The sequence below is a fragment of the Bacteroides sp. AF32-8BH genome (assembly GCF_003435205.1).
GTDB lineage: Bacteria > Bacteroidota > Bacteroidia > Bacteroidales > Bacteroidaceae > Bacteroides > Bacteroides ovatus.
In genome coordinates this window covers 58,634-79,928 of the sequence record NZ_QVLZ01000031.1, presented here as the reverse complement: position 1 = coordinate 79,928, position 21,295 = coordinate 58,634, and the positions used below count along the sequence as shown (strand labels likewise).

The following is a 21,295-nucleotide window of genomic DNA, read 5'->3' as shown; positions in this document are numbered from 1 at the left end:
AGGCGGTCGGTGGTGAGGTTCTTCACGTCCGAATACGCCAAACCCGTGAACACAGAAAAGACAAACAAGTCTCGTACAAGTTCATGGGTGGCGTTCTTCATGGGTGCGTCCATGAGCGTCTGTATCTCCGTTTGGGTGAGGTAGCCCCTGTCCACGTTTTCAGGAGAGTTGATATATCCGGCAAAGGGATTGAACGGCAAACGCCCGTCGTTTCTCGCTATCGAAACGATGTGTTTCAACACAATCATGTAGCCCCACACGGTATTGGTGCGGCATTTCTTCTCCGTGCGCAAAAAATACTCGAAATCGTTGATGAAAGTAAGATTGAGTTCCTTTAACGGAATGTCCTCTCGCTTGTAGGTGTGCGGGATAAACTCATGTAGATGTTTGCAGACGGTTATATACCGCTGGAATGTTCCCTTTGCCCTGCTGTGCCCGACTTTCTTCTCAAATTCGGCGTTGTGCTGCTCGAACAGCTTTAACAAGGTTTCCTGCTTGATGCCGATACCGAGATAGGCGTCTTTGAGTTTGGCGGCGGTAACATAACCGTCCGTCTGCATCAACTCTTGATAGCGGCGGTTTACCTCCACACGGATTTTATCTACCGCAAGGTTGATTCTCTGCGCTTCGACGCTCTTGCCCGAAGCACGGTTGTTCTTCACGTCCCACAAGCGTGGGGGAACGTCCATCTTGCAACTGAACTGTTTAATCTCGCCGTCCACCGTGATACGGCACATCAGAGGCAGGTTGCCGTTAGGCTTCTCGCTGCCTTTCTTCACGTAAAATAATACCTTGAATGTACTACGCATAACTCACTCCTTTTTTTGGTTACAAAATTAGTTCTTAGTGAGTTACCGACAGCTATGTAAATCAACGCAAAACGCAGAAAAAGAACCTTTTAGCAAGAAATTTGCACCCGTTACGGGAGTAACGAGGTGGTAACTGAACTTCTGCACCGTTTGGCTTCGAGGTGGTATTTCGTTGGCTCTGTTCCATAGAAAGACAAAGCGTAACGAACGCTATATCAGCTAATTCGCTACGCTTTGCCCAAATTTACTTTTTCGCTATGGGTTTATTTTATGATTCTGTACCAAAGATACAACATTGAAAAGCCAAAGTCAAGTATTCCCGGTTTTATTTCTTGAAAAACTTATCAAAGAACAGAATCTGATAATCAATGGAGTTATTCCAATACTGCCCTGTATGTCCTCCCGGACGGGTAATAAAATCATGATCGATCTTTTTTTCTAACAGGCGGTTATGCAAATCCTTGTTCACATTCAAAAAGAAATCTCCTTCTCCACAATCGACAATGATAGCCAAATCGCCATTCTCTATCTTATCAATCTGATTGATAACGGTATGATTATCCCATACTTCCTTGTTAGATTCATATTCTCCCAACTGCTTGGACATGTCCCAGTTTTTCGGGAACGGGCGAATATCCATCCCTCCGCTTGTACTTCCACTGGCACCAAACGTATCTTTATGACGGATCGCATTCCACATCGCTCCGTGTCCACCCATACTTAATCCGGTGATGGCACGTCCTTTTCTGTCGGCAATCGTCTTGTAATGTTCGTCGATATACTTCACCAGTTCCGATGAAATAAAAGTTTCATAACGATAAGACGGATTGAGCGGACTATCCCAGTACCAGCTATTCTTTCCGTCCGGACAAACGAATATAATTCCTTTTTCGTCCGCAATTTGAGGAAGATTCGGTTTAATTCCAATCCATGTTTTAGCATTTCCACCGTAACCGTGCAACAAATAAATGGCGGGACAAGCTACCGCTTTCTTCCCCAGCGCAGCATCCGGCGTTACCACCACCACTTGCACATCCTTATTCATGGAAGGACTTTTAATTAATAAAGTATCTACTTTGGCAGCAAACGAAGGAGCCACCCATACTAAAAGAAGAGCAATTAATAGAAGTTTTTTCTTTTTCATTGTGTGTTATATAGTTAGATATAGTTATTCCTCTGCTACTGCGGAAGGATCAAATTTAGAAACCGGCATTTCAAAGGTTTTATGACATTGTTTACAGGTATAGTTCCAGTGGTTGTCTCCCGGAGGAATGACCATCAATGCCGAAAGTACGGCAGCACCCATCGCACGCCATCGCTTTCCTTTCCTCAAAACCAACCGGATATCCGACGAGCCGCAATACGGACAAAGCGTTAATTCTTCCGGCCAACTATCGTTATCCTTCAACACTTGAACAGCATTCTCGTAGTCTTCATCTGCCACCAATATATCCACCCCCGCTATACTGCTCACACAACTTTTATACAAAGTAGAGAAGTTCTCATTGTGCAGAATAGACTCGATGCCTTCATTCTCCAATGCCCCTTGAAGGATATGTGCTTTCATCGCATCATTACAAGTTATCAGTTTTACAGTCTTCATAAGGAATCTGTTTTTAATATGTCCTACAAAAATAAGACATAAAAATGAAATGAGAAACAAAATCCGGCTAACTTTATCAAGAAGTAAAACGAACCAAATAAGAAGTGACTCTATTTTTATTCACGGAAGGTATCATTCTTTAATACTTTTTTTGTACTTTCGCAGCAATAATTCGCAATCACATGAAAAGACTGTTGACACTGCTACTATTTTCAAACCTTCTACTTTCCCTGCTACAGGCACAACCTGTACATCGAATCAGGGGAACGGTTATTGAGAAAAACAGCCGTCAACCATTAGAGTTCATTAACGTAATGGTTCTCGGGCTGAACAAAGGTGGCGTCACCAATGCGGAAGGCCATTTCACCATCGAACAAGTACCTCCCGGCATCTACCGCCTGCAAGCAACTGCCATCGGCTACAAAAGTGTCACTACTCCCGAATATATTGTATCTACCAAAGATCTGAATATCTCGATAGAGATGGAAGAGAACCTGACCGAACTCGCAGGAGTAACCGTCACCGCTTCTCCTTTCCGACGTGATTTGGAAAGCCCCGTCAGCCTGCGCATTATCGGATTGCAGGAAATAGAAAAAAGTCCGGGAGCTAATCGGGACATTTCACGTATTGTTCAGTCTTATCCGGGAGTTGCCTTCTCACCGATTGGATACCGCAATGACTTGATTGTGCGCGGTGGTTCTCCTTCTGAAAACCGTTTCTACCTGGATGGAGTGGAAATTCCCAATATCAATCACTTCAGTACGCAAGGAGCCTCCGGTGGTCCGGTGGGAATCCTCAATGCCGACCTGATACGTGAAGTCAATTTCTACACCGGTGCTTTCCCCACTGATAGAGGAAACGCACTTAGTTCCGTTCTTGATTTCAAGTTGCGCGACGGAGATATGGAGCACAACTCTGTAAAGGCTACCCTCGGAGCATCCGAAGTCTCGCTCGCCTCCAACGGGCATATCGGGAAAAAGACCTCTTATCTGGTATCTATACGTCAATCTTATCTGCAATTCCTGTTTGATATGCTCGACCTCCCTTTCCTGCCGACTTTCACCGATGCGCAGTTCAAATTGAAAACCCGGTTTAACGAACAGAACGAGTTGACAGTGCTGGGACTCGGAGGAATCGACAATATGCGATTGAACACGAAAGCGGATAGCGAAGACAACGAATATATTCTTAGTTACCTGCCGAAAATCAAGCAGGAGACATTTACATTGGGAGCCGTTTATCGTCATTATGCAGGCGCACATGTGCAGTCAGTGGTAGTCAGTCACAGCTATCTGAACAACCGCAACACCAAATACCGTCAGAATGATGAAAGTATTCCGGAGAATCTGATGCTCCGCCTCCGTTCTACCGAACAAGAGACAAAATTCCGTTTCGAAAACAATTCTTCTTTCCGCAACTGGAAGGTCAACCTCGGATTGAACCTGGATTACAGCCAATATACCAACACCACCTTTCAAAAGGCATATACCAATCAGGCACAAACGTTTGATTACCATACTTATTTGGGGATGATGCGCTGGGGACTTTTCGGCACTATCAGCTACTCTTCGATGGACGAACGCTTCACTGCTTCTTTGGGATTGAGAGCGGATGCCAACAATTATTCATCGGCGATGAAATCACTCTCCGACCAGCTTTCACCGCACATATCGCTTTCCTATCAACTTGCCGATCACTGGTTTTTAAGCGGAAATGCAGGACTTTATTACCAGTTGCCTCCTTACACGGCTCTCGGTTTTAAGGATAATAACGGAACGTATGTCAACAAATACAATCTCCGCTATATGAAAGTCAGCCAGGAAAGCTTGGGTATCAGTTGGCGCAAAGGAGATACTTTCGAAGTTTCCGTGGAAGGATTCTACAAAGATTATGATAAAATTCCGCTCTCCGTTGTAGATGGCATTCCTCTTACCTGCAAAGGGAATGACTACGGGGTGATTGGCAACGAATTGCTGACCTCCACCGCCCAGGGACGTTCGTATGGTGCGGAGATTCTGGTGAAATGGCTGATCGCCAAGAAACTGAATCTGGCTTCTTCCTTTACCATCTTTAAAAGTGAATACCGCAACGACAAAGAGAGTGAATACATTGCATCCGCATGGGACAACCGGTATATTTTCAACTTACGGGGAACCTACAATCTACCGCGCCAATGGAGTGTCGGGATGAAAGTCAGTTGCATCGGCGGTGCTCCTTATACACCTTATGATGAAGAAAAGTCATCTCTTGTATCTGCCTGGGATGCACAAGGTAAAGCATATTACGACTATTCTAAATATAATAAAGAACGTCTTCCGGCCTTTGCACAGGTAGACCTCCGTATCGACAAGACATTTTATCTGAAACATTGTATGCTGGGATTCTATCTTGATTTGCAAAATATCACGGTAAGCAAACTAAAACAGCAGGATGTATTGATGAGCACCGGTATCATTGAAAATCCGGAAGCTCCTGCCGACAGCCAACACTATAAAATGAAACGCCTCAAACAATCGAGCGGGACATTGCTCCCCACATTAGGAATAACATTTGAGTATTAATTTATACATAAAACATTAAACTAGAAAAAGAGTATGAAAAGAGAAATTGCTATGATTGCCTTCATATTGTTAGGCATGGGTATGACAGCTTCCGCACAATTTGGCAAGAAGGTTAATTTAGGGAAAGCATTACAAGCTGGTAAAGACGTAGTATCAGCCGTTACTTTATCTGATGCGGACATCGCCAACATGAGCAAGGAGTATATGGTATGGATGGATGCTCATAATCCATTGACCAAACCTGATACTGAATATGGCAAACGTCTGGAGAAGTTGACGGGACATATCAAAGAAGTGGATGGACTGAAACTTAACTTTGGCGTATATGAAGTAGTAGACGTAAATGCTTTCGCTTGTGGCGACGGTAGTGTACGTATTTGCGCCGGTCTGATGGATGTGATGACGGATGAAGAAGTGATGGCAGTGGTAGGACATGAGATTGGTCACGTAGTTCACACAGACTCTAAAGATGCCATGAAGAATGCTTATCTCCGTTCAGCCGTGAAGAATGCAGCAGGTGCCAGCAGCGATAAAGTAGCCAAACTGACCGACTCCGAGCTGGGAGCTATGGCTGAAGCCCTGGCAGGCGCACAATATTCACAGAAGCAGGAAAGTGAAGCGGATGATTACGGAGTAGAGTTCTGTGTAAAGAACGGTATCGATCCGTATGCAATGGCTAACTCACTGACTAAGCTGTCCGAACTGTCGAAAGATGCTCCACAAGCTTCTTACCTGCAAAAGATGTTCTCGTCACACCCGGATACCATGAAACGTATCGAACGTGCGAAAGCAAAAGCAGCAACTTACGCTAAATAATAACGGACATCGTTCCTAAATCAAATAAAGGAGGAGATACATTGGTTTGTCAACCGCAGTATCTCCTCCTCTGTTTTTGATAAAAAGGACACACTATTATTAAAAAATCATTAATCTATAACATAGATTTGCATAGTGTCCTGATTTCTTGTAATTTCGACCCTATAACCATTTTAATCCATTTATGGAATTTCTTATCATACTTCTCTTACTTGTACTGAATGGCATTTTTGCCATGTATGAAATTGCGCTGGTATCATCCAGCAAAGCACGTCTTGAAACACTTGTCGCAAAAGGTAACAAATCAGCCCGTGGAGTCTTAAAACAATTGGAAGAACCGGAAAAGTTCTTATCTACCATTCAGATCGGTATTACGCTGATCGGTATCGTATCCGGTGCGTATGGTGGTGTGGCTATTGCCGACGATCTCGTTCCTTTCTTTTCCCTCATTCCGGGCGCAGAAGCTTATGCACGCAACCTGGCAATGATTACTACCGTAGCAATCATTACCTATCTTTCTCTGATTATCGGAGAGCTAGTACCCAAATCTATCGCTCTTAGTAATCCGGAGCGATACGCCACTTTGTTCAGCCCGGTCATGATTCTGCTGACAAAGGTTTCTTATCCTTTTGTATGGTTACTGAGTGTCTCTACCCGGCTACTGAATAAACTCATCGGTTTGAAAAGCGAAGAACGCCCCATGACGCAGGAGGAAATCAAAATGATTCTCCATCAAAGTTCGGAACAGGGTGTGATTGACAAAGAGGAAACGGAAATGATACGTGATGTGTTCCGCTTCTCCGACAAACGGGCTAACGAACTGATGACGCATCGCAGAGATCTCATTATCCTTCACCCTGATGATACGCAGGAAAAGGTGATGAAGACAATCGAAGAAGAACATTATAGCAAATATCTGTTGGTGGACGAACGGAAAGATGAGATTATCGGTGTGGTTTCCGTAAAGGATATTATCCTGATGATAGGCAGTAAAAAGCTGTTTAACTTACGCGAAATAGCCCGTCCTCCCCTCTTTATTCCGGAAAGTTTATATGCAAATAAAGTTTTAGAGCTATTTAAGAAGAACAAAAACAAGTTCGGAGTTGTTGTTAACGAGTATGGCAGCACAGAAGGCATTATCACACTGCACGACCTGACCGAAAGTATCTTCGGAGACATCCTTGAAGAGGATGAAACGGAAGAAGAAGAAATCGTCACAAGGCAGGATGGTTCGATGCTGGTGGAAGCTTCAATGAACATCGACGACTTCATGGAGGAAATGGGTATTTTATCCTATGAAGATCTGGAATCGGAAGACTTCACCACTCTGGGGGGATTAGCCATGTTCCTGATTGGCCGTATCCCGAAAGCGGGAGACATCTTCACCTACAAGAATCTGCAATTCGAAGTGGTGGACATGGACCGCGGACGAGTAGACAAACTGCTTGTCATCAAACGGGACGAAGAGCAGGAATAGGATAGCAAAAAACGAGCAATAGCTCACTATATTTATATTAACTTAAAGCACTTAACGATGAAAAAAGTAATTATGTTAGCAGCAGTCGTAGCTGCTTTGGCATCATGCCAATCAAAAGCAAACAAAGCCGCAGAGGCTCAAGCAGACAGTCTAGCTCTTGCTATGACTCCGATTACCGAATTGACTGAAGTTTATGAAGGTACTCTTCCTGCTGCCGACGGTCCGGGTATTGACTATGTACTAACCTTGAACGCTGCAACTGACGGTGTAGATACTGCGTATACACTGGATATGACTTACCTCGATGCTGAAGGTCAAGGACAAAACAAGACTTTCACTTCAAAAGGAAAACAGCAGACTGTACACAAGGTAGTGAACAAAAAACCTGTGACTGCTGTTAAGTTAACTCCGAAAGATGGTGAAGCTCCGATGTATTTCGTGATTGTAAATGACACCACTCTTCGTCTGGTGAACGATAGCTTGCAAGAAGCTGTCAGCGATCTGAATTATGACATCATCAAGGTAAAACAATAAAATAAACCTAACCCTAACCAGTAAAAAAGCTCTGCACGGAACCTTCGTTCTTGCAGAGCTTTTCGTTTTTTACTCTATCATCTATACTAATCTAATTATTCACTTTATTAGTTCTACCGATACTTTGATATTACCGTATTCATAAGCCTGGTAATACTGTTATCCCAATACTCCGTGTCCTTCTTGCAGACGTTTCAGCCTCAACAAGGCTTCGATATAATAATAATCTGCATAAATAATAGAAGCATCTATCTCTGAATGAGCCGGCCAATGCCCTACGCTATGAAGCAGGAAAGACGGTTTGCTCTTGCCACTCTGATAACTGTCAGAGTTCAGGCTTGCCAGCATTTCGATAGCTGCATCTTTATAACGTTTTCCGGTTCCATTCGGGAGGTAAGTGGATAGTTCAAGCAAAGCAGAGGCCACCACTGCCGCAGCAGAAGCGTCACGGGGAGCATCCGGTATTCCCGGTGCACTGAAATCCCAATAAGGAACTTTATCTTCCGGCAGGCGTTCGAGGTAAACATCTGTCACTTTCTGTGCGAAATCAAGATACTTAGGATCTTTCGTCTCCCGATAGACTACAGTATATCCGTAGATTGCCCATGCTTGACCACGCGCCCACATGGTACTGTCTGCATAGCCCTGATGGGTTACTCCTTTTATCAGATTACCAGTGATGGTATCATATACTGCTACATGGTAGGATGTATAATCGGGACGGAACTGACATTTCATTGTTTTATCAGCATGAGAAACGGCAACATCATACAAATAAGGATTTCCACCATTCTTTGCTGCCCAGAAAAGCATTTCGAGATTAATCATGTTATCCATGATTGTGTTGTGAGGCCAGTTGCGTGGTTCCACTTCACGAGGCCATGAAAGCATTGTTCCTACAACCGGATTGAATAAAGTAGCCAGCGAATCGGCCGTATCCAGAATCACTTTCTTATAAGCAGGATCTTTCGTCAAGCGATAGCCGTTTCCATAACTGCAGAATACGAGGAATCCCAAATCATGGTCATAAGCTGGTATTTGAGAAAGGAACTCCAATGAGTTCGTAAACTTCTTCGCTTCTTCCAGAATATGCTTATCCTGTGTATATTCGTAATCATACCAGAGCACACCCGGCCAGAAACCGGCACACCATTCTTCTTTCGTTGCCTTACGACAGTTCCAGTGGTGTTCGTCAGCCATAATGTTACGTGGCATCATCGTATAGTCAATGCCGGAATCTGTTTTCAGTTCCGTAAGCGTACGTTGTGTCTGCTCTGCACAGTAGTCTAATGCCCTATTCACATCCAATGTACCGGAAGGCTTGTGAGTGCACATACAAAAACCTAACATCACAGCCAGACCTACTACAATCTTTTTCATCTTAGTTCAAATATATTCGCGTTAATTCTTAATCTTTATTTCTCTTTGTCAGTTACTTGAGCGGTCAGTTACTTAGTCACTCCATCAGTTACTTAGTCATCCGGAACCAGTCTACATCTGCCCATCCACGATTGCCCTCATTCGGAGTTACGCAAAATACTCCAACTTTGGCTCCAATCCATTTGCCTTGTCGGGCTGTGAAAGGCTCTCCCACTGTCGTGTATTTCTTTCCATCCAGACTATAAGCGAATGTACAAACGGCTCCTTTACGAACCTTTACTTGCAAATAAACTATTTGCCACTCATTATCTGCTACTCCCGGCATCTTCAGATGTTCCACCGGAATGTTTGCCAATTCTTTTATCTGTTCGGGATTTTGCTGTTCCGCATTCTTGCAGACTGCTTGTTGCAGAATAAACTGATCTCCCGCCTTACGAATGGAGAGATAGCTATAATCCCATCCCATTACAATGATTCCGGTTTGTTCCCCATCCTGCTTGGCAGTAAATGTCAATTTGGTCGTAGCCGTAAACTCTTCAGCCGGAAACTTTTGCATCAACAAGTTAGGAACTTCCCAGAAGTTCACAAATTCTTTTGAGAGACTGCCTGCATAAAGACGAATATACCCCAAGTCGGTCGTGAACCCGTAAGTGTCTTTTTTATTGGCATGCCATTGCCATTGTAACCCTAAATGACGGGTATTGAATTCATCACTCTCCGGCGGAGTGGCTATCGGATATATCTTTCCTACATTCGGTTTCTTATAGGTCGTTACCGGTTCACCGCAACCATCTTCATCCTTATCTACTCCGATTACAGGCCAATCATTTACCCAAGTCATCGGATTCAGATGAATCACGCGTCCGTAAGCTCCTTTATCTTGAAAATGAACGAACCAGGATTCTCCTGTGTTGGTATCTACCCAGCCACCTTGATGAGGCCCGTTGATATTTGTCTTTCCTTGTGCCATTACGATCTTCGATTCGTAAGGGCCGTAAATGTTCTTCGAGCGAAGTACTAATTGCCAACCGGTTGCTACTCCACCTGCCGGAGCAAAAATATAGTAGTATCCGTTGCGTTTGTAGAGCTTCGGTCCTTCTACCGTATGGTTCTTTCCATCATTTCCATCAAATACCATCACCGGATCGGAAATTACTTCTGTTCCCTCAGCATTCAGTTCGCAAATAACTACGATGCTATTCACTCCGCTACGGCTACCAGCGTATGCATGTACAAGATAAACTTTTCCATCTTCATCCCAAAGTGGTGTCGGGTCAATCATTCCTTTCCCGGCTTTCACCAATACAGGCTTGCTCCATCTTCCTTTCGGGTCTTTGGCTTTAATCATATAGATTCCATAATCCGGATCACCCCAGTAAATGTAGAACTCTCCGTTATGAAAACGAATAGCCGGTGCCCATACGCCTTTACCATGCTGTGCCTTATCGAAGAATTCTTCCGGCTCCTGAATCGGTAAAGCACAGTTTACTAACGACCAATTCACCAAATCATTAGAATGAAGAATAGGAATTCCGGGAATACAATTAAAACTGGACGCTGTCATATAGAAATCATCTCCGGCTGCACATACATCCGGATCCGAATAGTCTGCATGAAGAACCGGGTTCTGATAAGTTCCATTCCCCTTATCAGCCACCCAGGTCTTAGAAATTTCTTGTGCACCTGCCAATGAACAGCAAGCCATCATTCCTGCTAAAAACAGAATCTTTTTACGCATATACCTTAATAATCAATTTCATTCAAAATAAGATTCGTTATTCCTAAAAACAGGTTCTTTCTACCTTTATATAAAACCAATCACTTAAAAAACTGAATCCAATCTCTGATTTCAAACAATCTATTTCTTAACCTATTTGCTTATATATACGAAGGGGATTAGGTAAATACCTAATCCCCTTCATCATTTTTTCTTAATTTCCTGATTTATTCCATCTTCTTCAAATAAAGTACTCTACTAGAATAATCATTTCGCATCTTTCTATCTACAATATGATTATTAGGAATTTCTAATCCATTCGCCATAAGATATGCCCCGCTAAATACTTTTCCCTCAAAACTCAATGGCTGGGTATCAATTCTATTCAGCTCACGGATTTGATAGTTCGCTTCCGGAATTAAACCATATAGCTGCACACGTGGCAGGTGTTGATTATGAAAATGCTCTAATTTCCACCAATATACCACAGCCTTATCTTTCTCCGGTGAAGTATACATCAACGAAGCAACTCCCTGTTTTTCATAAGGAGAAATTAATCTATAAATATCCCCAAACTGTACCACCGGACGAATTTCTTTATATTCTGCAATTGCTTTCTTACAAAGCTCTTTCTCTTCTGTTGTCATATCCTGTGGTTGTATCTCCATTCCCAAACGCCCGCTCATGGCCACATCTATGCGATATTTTAATGGAATACGACGGAAAGTCTGATGATTGGGAGATGCGCTGATATGAGAAGCCATTGCAATTGCCGGGAAAAAATAAGATGTTCCCCATTGCATATAAACCCGTTGCAAAGCATCCGTATTATCACTTACCCAAAACTCGTCAAAATAAGGCAACAGGCCATAATTGACACGCCCGCCGCCACTAGCACAAGCTTGTATGGTAACCTCCGGATATTTAGCGCGAATACGTTGGCAAATCGTCTCGAGGCCTTTATGATATGCGATATACATATGGCTCTGGTCATTATCTGATAAATAATTGGAGCCATGGTTCATTATAGACATATTAGCATCCCATTTAATATAATCTATTTCCGGATAATTTGTCATCAAATTATCTACCATACCAAAAATAAAGTCCTGAACTTTCGGATTAGCTAAATCGAGAACAACTTGTGTGCCTCCACGGCCTAAAACCAATTCACGATTAGGAGCTTTGAGTATCCAGTCAGGATGCTTTTCATACAATTCACTTGTCGTATTTGCCATCTCCGGTTCAATCCAGATACCAAACTTTACTCCATTTTTCCGTGCATTTTCAAGCAATCCTCCTATCCCTGACGGAAGTTTCTTTCTATCTACGACCCAATCCCCTAAGGAAGTCTTATCCGTTCTACGAGGGTACTTGTCGCCAAACCATCCGTCATCCATGACAAACAATTCACCTCCCATGGAAGCAATGTCTGCCATCATTTGATTCATGCCATCCTCATTAATTTTAAAATAAACACCTTCCCAGCTATTCAACAAAATCTTACGCAGTTTTGTACCGTTAGCCAATTTATGCAACCTGGCCCAACGGTGAAAATTACGACTACTTCCACTTAAGCCCTCATCGCTATAGGTCAAAGCCAGTTCCGGTGTACGAAAAACTTCTCCATTTTTTAAGTTATAGGTGGAGTTATCCTCGTTAATACCTGCAAAAAAATGATGATAATCACTCTCGTCCGTATCAATCCGCAATTTATAATTTCCGCTGTAACACAAAGCGGCACCAATAACACGTCCTTCATTCTCCCGAGGTTTTCCATCAAGAGAAAACATTACTTCTGCATGAGCTGTGTGCGAATTGCGTACTCCATCTTTATTTTTAATTACTTTCATTCCGGCATCTAACGGCACCTCTTCCAAGCGTCCTTCATTGGCCCAGGCACCATACAAATGTGATAACCAGACATCTCCCTTACGAATAGGCAAATAAGCTGAAGCAAATTGATTAAGTACTACTGTTTTCTTCTCCTGATGGCTGATTTCACTCCATATTTCAATAATATCTGTATCCTGATATGCCTTATAGTACATTTTCACATAAAAAGGATAAACTTTATCTTTCAAAGAAATGATGGTCAGGTTCGCTTCGTCCTGATGGGAACTTTCAACTTTCACAACTTCAAGTTGAAGAGTCATATTACCATCATTATGCTTCACTGCCAAAGCAACTTCAGACGGGCAGTTCAGCCCATAAACCGGATAAGCTGCATATTTGCCTTTATCCAGACTTCCGATAGTTTGAAAATCTCTATCAGACAGCTTGGCGCCATAATATATGTATTTCAGCTCTCCTTTTTCTGGAGCCGACAATACTAATGAAGTTGCCGGAGTAGATATCAATATATTCTGGGCAAACAGACAACCTACTACATAGCATGAACTGAGCAAAGAAAACACTCTCTTCTTAATATTCATATATTCTTTTTTCAATTATAATGTTTCACAGACTCTATGTCATCATACGGATAACAGTAACAAGGAAGATACCAAAGGCTCTTTTTCACTTTGATATCTTCCCCTCTATATCAGAATTTCAAGATAAAACGATCTTTATTTTGCCTTATCGTTGAATAAGAAAGTTCCAAATCCAAAGTGCTCATAATAGTAACCTTCAGGGCGGATCTTATCAATCACTTCTTTTGTATATTTCATACTCCCACGCTTGCGGTTCACATAGTGATTGTACACCATTTCATAAACCGGACGGAATACGCCTCGCTGGTCACTTGAAATCTTCGTCCAACTACAATACTTGCCAGTAATATCTTTCCATGTTTTGAAAGGCACGTCATCATGCCCGGCATTATATTGCGCAGTATATTCATAACCTTTCTGCAAGCGATTATCCAACACTCCATATAAGTCGGTACCTTGTTTGTATGCGATTTCACAAGTCACAGATAAACATGCCAAGCCCAATTGAGCGTGAGCCTGATCTCTTCCGCTCTCCTGACACTGTCCGGTCTCCCCATCTATATAATTCCGGATTGTTCCGTTATCTATCCCGTTACAATAAAAGTCTACAGCTTTCTTATACATATCCAGATCATTGAAAAGTACGGCAGCTGCTATATAAGACATGCTGACAGATGCTCCCCAGTTACCATTCGTATAAGCCGGAGTTGCCATAAAATCATCGAGTATCGGAACAAATATATTTTTAAACATGGAGCAGACCTTGGCAAAATTTTCATCAGTCATTCCCTTAGGATACAAGTAACGCATCATTTCAGCAGCATACATAAATTTCACTCCCATAATACCAGCTAATAATGGCTGATCTCCTGCAACAATAGCTTCCAATGTATTGGCATAAGCCATAAGAATCTCTGTTGCCTTCTTAGCATGAGCCTCGTCCTGTGTTACTGCATACATTACAGAATTTTGATAAGCTGCATTAAAATCACTTTCATATTTACCCTGAATACTCGGACGAGTCCCATTATCATTTCCCCGATAAATTTCTTTATAAGGTCCCTGAAGTGTATAATCTGCTTTCGAACGAGCATCACTGGCAAAAATCTCATAACAACCATACCCTGGTTGCTCTCTGTTCGTCACTATTTCACGAAGACGTTCAATATCATTATTCGTATGCATTATACCTGGATGTACGAAACTGACAGGATAGTCGACTTCTATCTTTTCATCTTCCCATTCATCCATTCTATTTACTCCATCTTCAATCTCGCTGCATGCACTCAATGTGACAGTTGCGAACAAAGCTATTGTTAGTATAAAATTCTTTTTCATGGAATACAATATATTATTTTATATATTAAATACTTAGTTTTCAGCTTTCACTTCAGCTTTAGCAAAAGCTTCCGCTTCTGCTACACTCTTAAAGGTTCTAATCCAATACACAGTATACTTACTTGTCGGTAAGTTCTGGTTATAAATATCAGCAACTTTGACTTCAAATGTTCTGTACGGAATTGTTTCTGTTGTCGAAACATTTCCCCAAGCTGAAACATCCCAATATAACATTCGAGTACCATCCTCCAGCAAAAGTCCATTATTTTCAGCTTTATTTGCGCCACTTCCGGTAACAGGTGCCAGATTCAAGGTATAAACACCGCCTTTGCCTACGCCTTTACCACCACCAGGAAGGTCCGTTCGCAATGCAAGTACCGGATAATTTCCCCAGTTCATGTAAACAGGTGCCGTCGCACTGACCGCAAGTCTTAAATCGGCACGTTTCATATCCGCATTCTGCTGACCGCAAGTTACTACCATCTTACCATCCTGAATGACAAAACTTGAATAAGCCTGACTAATTTCCCAGTTCTTAAAGTTATTACGTTTATCCCAGATCCATGCTCCTGCCTCAACAGTAATCGTAACTGAAGCCGATTTATCATTCGCAATACATCTTGCCGTAACAACAGCTGTTCCAAAGCCTACTGCGGTAACTTTACCTTGTTTTACCGTGACAATTTTATCATCACTAGAAGTCCATTCAACTGTACTTGCAGTTGCCGATTCAGGAGTAAATGTATAATCTAAAGTGATTACTTCATCCATATATAACATATCATCATACGGACGAATAGTTATATCCTCTACTGGAATATATGGCAATATCTTCAAATCAATTTTACCAATGACTCCGCTATCGTCATGTGTGTAAGCGTAAATAGTGACATTACCTGGTTCAACACCTGTTACTTTACCATTTTCATCAACTGTTGCAATGCCTTCATCGCTACTCTTCCATGTCAAATAGGAGTAAGTATGGTTTTCCGGCAAAATATTGTAAGTCAATTGCACGTCATCCATCTGATATAATTCAGTCAACGGATTACCATCGGCATCTTCATTAGTAAATTCGATGGAAGTGGCTTTTATAATTTCAGGTACTACCGTTACCTCAACAGTCTGTAAGGTAGAGTTTGTCACCCCAAATCCAATAGCCGGCATTACAGTAATGACAGCTGTTCCCACCGCCTTACCAGTGATTGTCCCATCTTGAGCAACAGTGGCAACAGACTCATCAGAGGAAGTCCATAGCAATTCAGGATTCGTAGGATTTGCCGGAACAATACTATGTACAATAGTCGTATCCATACCAATTGCTACCGGCAATTGTTTCGTAACTTTTAAAACTATATTATTAATTAATTGATTCTCGGGCATTCCAGTCGTCAGGTCTTTCTCATCGTCACATGAAGACAAGGTCAGACATCCGGTCATAAAACCAACTATCCAAAGTTTATTCATCCAAAAAGAATATCTATTTTTCATACGATTCATGTTTTTAATTCTTCAATCTATTTATTCCCATCCCGGATTCTGCTTCAAATTAGGATTCAGTTGCAACTGATCTTTTGGTAATGGGAACAAGTAATTCTTTTCAGCCCATTTCCGTCCGGTTTCAAGAACCAGAATACCATCATCATTTCTAGGATGAGGACACTTAGACCAAGTTGTTTCATATTCAGTACCTTTCCACTTAACACCTAAAATATCCTGCGGCATCTCTGTTTCCGCTGTTTTCCAACGCTTCAAATCATCCAGGCGGAAACCCTCATTATAGAGTTCGATAGTACGTTCACGACGTATTTCTGTTCTCATATCCAATCCATGTTCCGACACAAAACTGTTTGTTAACTTAGGCATTTTAGTATTGACACGGCAACGAACCAGATTCAGAGAAAGATTCAAATCATCATCCGAAATCGCTCCATCACGTTCGAATACAGCTTCGGCATAATTCAACAGAACTTCTGCATAACGAATGATAGGATAATCATAACCTTCAAACTTATCCTTTACGGCACGCTCTGATGCCCATTTCTGATTATGATAACCAGTGCCGGTATCCGGGATGTAATTCTTAATGGAAGCTGACTTCAGATCTTCAGCATCACTCTTCCATGTTACACGAGGATTATTATTACTCCAAAAATTATCATGTGGACGAGCCAAAGTATATCGCATACGATTATCACGGTTCATGAATTCCGAATCCATTTTATCATATCCTTTAGAAAGATCAAACATCTCCGACTTTTCAATAGGCAAACCATCCTGACAGAGATACATATTAGCAAATTTCCGGCTAACCCATATTACATTTATCAAACTACCTTTGGTTATATTTGTACCAATAGGAGCCAATACTTCATCATGACGGCGTGAGAATATATACTCTTTATTCGCACTCTTCTGTAATCCAGCCGGATTTGATTTGACATCTTCCAGGATGAACATATATTTCTGCGCACTATCTCCCAATGCTTCCGGTTTAAACAAGCTAAAAGTATTACTAGCTATTACCTTTCCGGAAGCTTTCGCTGCAATGTCCAGCAACGCTTTGCCACGTTCTGCATTGCCACGGCTCTTTTGCCAAGTCCCTTCATACAAAGCCACTCTCGACAAGAAAGCCCAACAACCTTCTTGGCTGATTCGGCCATTATCTTCAGTACTTAATTCCGAAAATTTAGGTAATAGTTCTGCTGCGGCCTCTAAATCTTCAATAGCGAAATCAATTACTTCACTACGATCATTTCTGGCGGTTTTCAGTTCCGGATCTGTCACATCCAATGGTTTCTTTACAATAATCGCATCTCCATAAAGCTGAACCAATTCAAAGTAGAAATAGGCACGGAAGAATTTGGCCTCTCCTACGTATTGTGCAATATCCGTTTGATTAGCGTAATTACTTGCATTTTGCAATAACAGGTTCGTACGTCTGATATGCGCATAAGCCGAGCCATAATTACCATCTGACTCTTGAACAGAGTTTGTTCCGTTGCTAAAACGGTTGCGGTCGTCTTTGCATGTAAACAGGTCGGAGTTATAATCCGAATGTAAAGGTTTCGTTGAATTATTATCAAGTGATCTAAAGTCACGTGTCCAACTATAGAACTGATTAGCAAACAATTTATAATCGGCAGGAGAACTCCAGATATTTGTTTCAGCTAATTGATCCTGCGGGTCCAAATCCAGACAAGAGTGTAGCATCAGTCCTGCTGCAAGTATGAGGAAACTTTTTATCTTATATAATTTCATATTATTCAATGTTTAAAAGGTTAAATTTAATCCAACTGTTACATTTCTGGTGAAAGGATAGCGGCCATAAGTCGATACTTTACGAGAAGCTTCCGGATCCCAGCCATCATTAATCTTAGATGTCTCCCACAAATCAGCTCCAGAGATATACAAACGGGCATAACTCAATACCTTTGTTTTTGCAAGCAAAGCAGATGGTAGTGTATAACCCAAAGTTATATTCTTCAAACGAAGATAAGAACCATCTTCAACAGACCAGGAAGAACATCTATAGTTATAGTTATTAATCTGCGCCGTATTTGTATAAGTAGGATAATGTGCATTCGGGTTTTCCGGAGACCATACGTTTCCTACAGACTGATTAGTCGTATTCATATAGACAGATCTCATCGGAACTCGCCAGTTTACATTACTGCTATTGTCCCCGTCACGCCAAACTGTACGTCTGCCTACTCCTTGGAAAATGACAGATACATCAAAGCCGTTCCACTCTAAACCGGCATTGAATGAGAAAGATATTTTCGGATCATCCGTTCCTAAATATACAAAATCTTCTTCAGTCAATTTGCCATCACGGTTCACATCCTCAAACATATTATCACCCAGACGCAACATAGCCGGCATATCTATAGAGTTATTTTCTCCATAACGATTCATATATTTGTCCAATTCTTCCTGCGTTTGAATCTTTCCACAATATCTTAAACCAAATACTGAATTCAATGGATATCCTTCACGATCGGAACGTACACCGTCTTTAATCGTAGCACTACCTCCATTATCTGTCAATTCATTAGTGGTATATGTAAAAGTACCACCAACATGATAAGAGACTTTACCTATTTTATCAGACCAGTTTAATGTACCTTCCCAACCATTGGCTTTAAAGCTTCCAACATTTGCAGTAGGCGCTTTGTCACCCAATATTCCAGGATAAGTGACATCAATCAGCATATTGTTACAGTCTTTCCAGAAAACTTCAACAGTTCCTGTCAATCTATTGTTGAACAGGCCGAAATCCAAACCTATATTATAGTTCTTAATTGTTTCCCAACTACGATCTGTGCTCAACAGTTTACCATTCGTGTCAATGTAAGAAATCTTGCTACTTCCGATTAAAGCACCTGAATTCTGCGAGTAATTATAAAGCTGAACGCCGTCATAACGATCAATACCTCCCTGATTACCAACTGTACCATAAGACAATCTCAACTTTAACTCATCAAAAAGATTCAGTTTCTTAACAAACTCTTCTTCACTAAGACGCCAACCGCCAGATACTCCCCAGAAAAATGCCCATCGGTTTTCCGGTTGGAATTTAGATGAACCATCATAACGGAAATTACCTTCCAATAAATACTTTGATTTATAATTATAGTTTAAGCGGGAAAAATAAGATAATAGGCCTTCGTGCCATTTTTCAGGACCATCATTGGATGAATTCTTCAATAGTACTTCGCCCGTACCATTAATAATTTCCAGTGAGGGTAATATATTCTGTGCTTTAACCGGTGTATAATCATACTCTTTCAGATTGTATTGAGTACCGATCATAGCTGCCAGATTATGTTTTTCCGCAAATGTCTGATGCCAGTTTAAATAAGCATTCAACGTGTACATATCCGTACGCGAAAAAGTCTTATAATAATAATTCTTATCAGCCGTCGGATTGGTCATTGTCACTTCTGTACCGGCATAATTATACCAATCGATAGATTTACCTTGAATATCTCGCGTAGAGGTAGATGTATTATACCCCAGGGTAGCTACAGCATCAAAATGTTTGTTAAACTTATATTTGAAGGTCTCACTGATGTTCACTCCAGAAACTTTCAATTTATTGTCACCACCCAATTCGCAATACCAGTTTGGAGCTCCCCAAGTACCCCAGGCATAAGGTTTGCCATCTATCGTTGATGATGGAAATCCAGGTTGCTGCACCGAAGAGGTCAATGCTGCACCAATCTGTGTCGGAGCAACCTGATCTTGACGAGAATAGGCGATAACCGATTCTATCTCAAAAGCATCTGTCACATGGAACGTATTACTTAAACGAAGATTATATCTCTGGTTATTGTTATTTCCCCATTTCAAGTTACTTCCATCGTACATGTAACGTGCCGACAACCGATAAGTATTTCTGTCTGTTCCTCCAGCTACACTTAATTCATGTGAAGTAGATGCTGTAGTACCCCACAAAATATCCTGCCAATCCGTATCAAAAAACACAAAGTCCTTTACATCAGTAAATGCATTAGCATAAGGATTTTGGCTATGGTTCAGATCAATATAGTGTCCTCGGTTGGCCTTTGCCAACGCTACATATCTTAACCAAGTATCATCTGACTTGTAACCATCATTAGTACGAGCTTGAATAACTGCATCTCCCCATTCATCCAAAGTCATCAGAGTAGGCTGCAATCCCACAAGTTTAGCTGTTACTGATCCGTTGTACTCTATTTTGGTTTTACCGGCTTTTGCCTTTTTAGTTTGTACCAAAATAACACCGCCAGCTGCTTTACTTCCGTAAATCGCAGCAGACGCATCTTTCAAGAAGTTAATGGATTCAATATCAGATGGATTCAGCTGGCCAAACACTGATGATTCTGCTTCTACACCATCAATGATTATCAAGGGATCCGAATTGTTTTTCGAGAATGATCCACGTAGTTTCATATTCCAACTTTCATCACCGGGAGCCGCTGAATTTCGGGTAATAATAACACCTGGAACCTGTCCCTGCAATGCTTGTGCCGGATTAGAAAGGGTACCTTTATCTTTTATCATTTTATCGCTTACAACAGTTACAGCACCAGTCAATGATTCTTTCTTCTGCGCACCATAACCAACGACTACGACCTCATCAAGTACTTCCGAATCTTCACTCATCTTCACATTAATTACAGTCGGATCTCCCACTTCAATAACCTGCTCCTTGTAGCCAATATATGAAAATTTCAGCTTGGCTCCCTTACGCACATCTAATGAATAATTTCCATTTATATCTGTTATTGTACCTCCGGTCTGCCCTATAACACTCACATTCACACCTATTAAAGGCTCTCCAGTAGCATCAAGTACTTGCCCCTTGACCTTTTTCTGCATTTGTGTTACTATTTGACTATCATCCAGAGCTGCATACCCTCTTGAAACAGGACATAATCCTAGCATCAGTCCTAAAGCAAGCGTAACCGCCTTGTTAGATTGTAGTTTAAACATAAATCTTCTCTGTTTCATAAAATTAAATTTGAGGTTTAAAAATAGTATTAAATTCTTGTTCTCTAAAATAAGATGAGGCATACAAACACCTCTTTGTAAATTCTGACTCCTTTTCCATAAGCACAAAGGGTTATTTATTAATGAA

14 protein-coding genes are annotated in these 21,295 nt (G+C 41.5%); 4 read left to right on the top strand and 10 right to left on the bottom strand.

Features of this window, described 5'->3' with window-relative positions; all coding sequences use genetic code 11:
* The 3 genes from DWZ47_RS20480 to DWZ47_RS20470 form a co-directional block, all read right to left on the bottom strand.
* A partial coding sequence (locus DWZ47_RS20480; RefSeq protein ID WP_117514464.1) for a site-specific integrase occupies positions 1 to 809 on the bottom strand: 809 nt, incomplete at its 3' end.
* Positions 810 to 1,134: 325 nt separating this feature from the next.
* Positions 1,135 to 1,953: an alpha/beta hydrolase gene (locus DWZ47_RS20475; RefSeq protein WP_004296959.1), complete on the bottom strand. Its 819-nt coding sequence runs from the start codon at positions 1,951 to 1,953 to the stop codon at positions 1,135 to 1,137.
* Between the two features lie 24 nt (positions 1,954 to 1,977).
* The gene (locus DWZ47_RS20470) at positions 1,978 to 2,412 is read right to left on the bottom strand and encodes a DUF2007 domain-containing protein (RefSeq protein ID WP_117514462.1); all 435 of its coding nucleotides are present in this window, start codon (positions 2,410 to 2,412) and stop codon (positions 1,978 to 1,980) included.
* A 182-nt stretch (positions 2,413 to 2,594) separates the two neighbouring features.
* Here DWZ47_RS20470 and DWZ47_RS20465 point away from each other — a divergent pair, with 182 nt between their 5' ends.
* The 4 genes from DWZ47_RS20465 (at position 2,595) to DWZ47_RS20450 (ending at position 7,800) form a co-directional block, all read left to right on the top strand.
* Positions 2,595 to 4,973 (top strand): TonB-dependent receptor, encoded by a 2,379-nt coding sequence (locus tag DWZ47_RS20465; protein ID WP_117514460.1) that lies wholly within the window; start codon positions 2,595 to 2,597, stop codon positions 4,971 to 4,973.
* Between the two features lie 33 nt (positions 4,974 to 5,006).
* Complete coding sequence (locus tag DWZ47_RS20460) at positions 5,007 to 5,789, top strand: M48 family metallopeptidase (protein ID WP_032845214.1); 783 nt, start codon at positions 5,007 to 5,009, stop codon at positions 5,787 to 5,789.
* A gap of 184 nt (positions 5,790 to 5,973) precedes the next feature.
* A complete protein-coding gene (locus DWZ47_RS20455) occupies positions 5,974 to 7,266 on the top strand; it encodes a hemolysin family protein (protein WP_004305907.1) in 1,293 nt (430 codons plus the stop codon).
* A 57-nt stretch (positions 7,267 to 7,323) separates the two neighbouring features.
* Positions 7,324 to 7,800: a copper resistance protein NlpE N-terminal domain-containing protein gene (locus DWZ47_RS20450; protein ID WP_004296964.1), complete on the top strand. Its 477-nt coding sequence runs from the start codon at positions 7,324 to 7,326 to the stop codon at positions 7,798 to 7,800.
* Between the two features lie 159 nt (positions 7,801 to 7,959).
* Here the strand turns inward: DWZ47_RS20450 and DWZ47_RS20445 are convergent, their stop codons facing one another.
* The 7 genes from DWZ47_RS20445 to DWZ47_RS20415 form a co-directional block, all read right to left on the bottom strand.
* Positions 7,960 to 9,180, bottom strand: a complete 1,221-nt coding sequence (locus DWZ47_RS20445; RefSeq protein ID WP_117514458.1) for a glycoside hydrolase family 88 protein — start codon at positions 9,178 to 9,180, stop codon at positions 7,960 to 7,962.
* 88 nt (positions 9,181 to 9,268) lie between these two features.
* Entirely contained in the window at positions 9,269 to 10,918 is a 1,650-nt protein-coding gene (locus DWZ47_RS20440; protein ID WP_117514456.1) for a glycoside hydrolase 43 family protein, read from the bottom strand.
* A gap of 206 nt (positions 10,919 to 11,124) precedes the next feature.
* Positions 11,125 to 13,332 carry an alpha-galactosidase gene (locus DWZ47_RS20435; protein ID WP_117514454.1) on the bottom strand — a complete coding sequence of 736 codons (2,208 nt, stop codon included), beginning with the start codon at positions 13,330 to 13,332 and terminating at the stop codon, positions 11,125 to 11,127.
* Positions 13,333 to 13,467: 135 nt separating this feature from the next.
* The gene (locus DWZ47_RS20430; RefSeq protein ID WP_117514470.1) at positions 13,468 to 14,670 is read right to left on the bottom strand and encodes an alginate lyase family protein; all 1,203 of its coding nucleotides are present in this window, start codon (positions 14,668 to 14,670) and stop codon (positions 13,468 to 13,470) included.
* A gap of 33 nt (positions 14,671 to 14,703) precedes the next feature.
* Positions 14,704 to 16,161, bottom strand: a complete 1,458-nt coding sequence (locus tag DWZ47_RS20425; protein ID WP_117514468.1) for an Ig-like domain-containing protein — start codon at positions 16,159 to 16,161, stop codon at positions 14,704 to 14,706.
* Positions 16,162 to 16,191: 30 nt separating this feature from the next.
* Entirely contained in the window at positions 16,192 to 17,931 is a 1,740-nt protein-coding gene (locus tag DWZ47_RS20420) for a RagB/SusD family nutrient uptake outer membrane protein (RefSeq protein WP_117514452.1), read from the bottom strand.
* A gap of 12 nt (positions 17,932 to 17,943) precedes the next feature.
* On the bottom strand, positions 17,944 to 21,231 hold the full coding sequence (locus DWZ47_RS20415; RefSeq protein WP_373594747.1) for a SusC/RagA family TonB-linked outer membrane protein: 3,288 nt from the start codon (positions 21,229 to 21,231) through the stop codon (positions 17,944 to 17,946).
* Between the last annotated feature and the right edge of the window lie 64 nt (positions 21,232 to 21,295).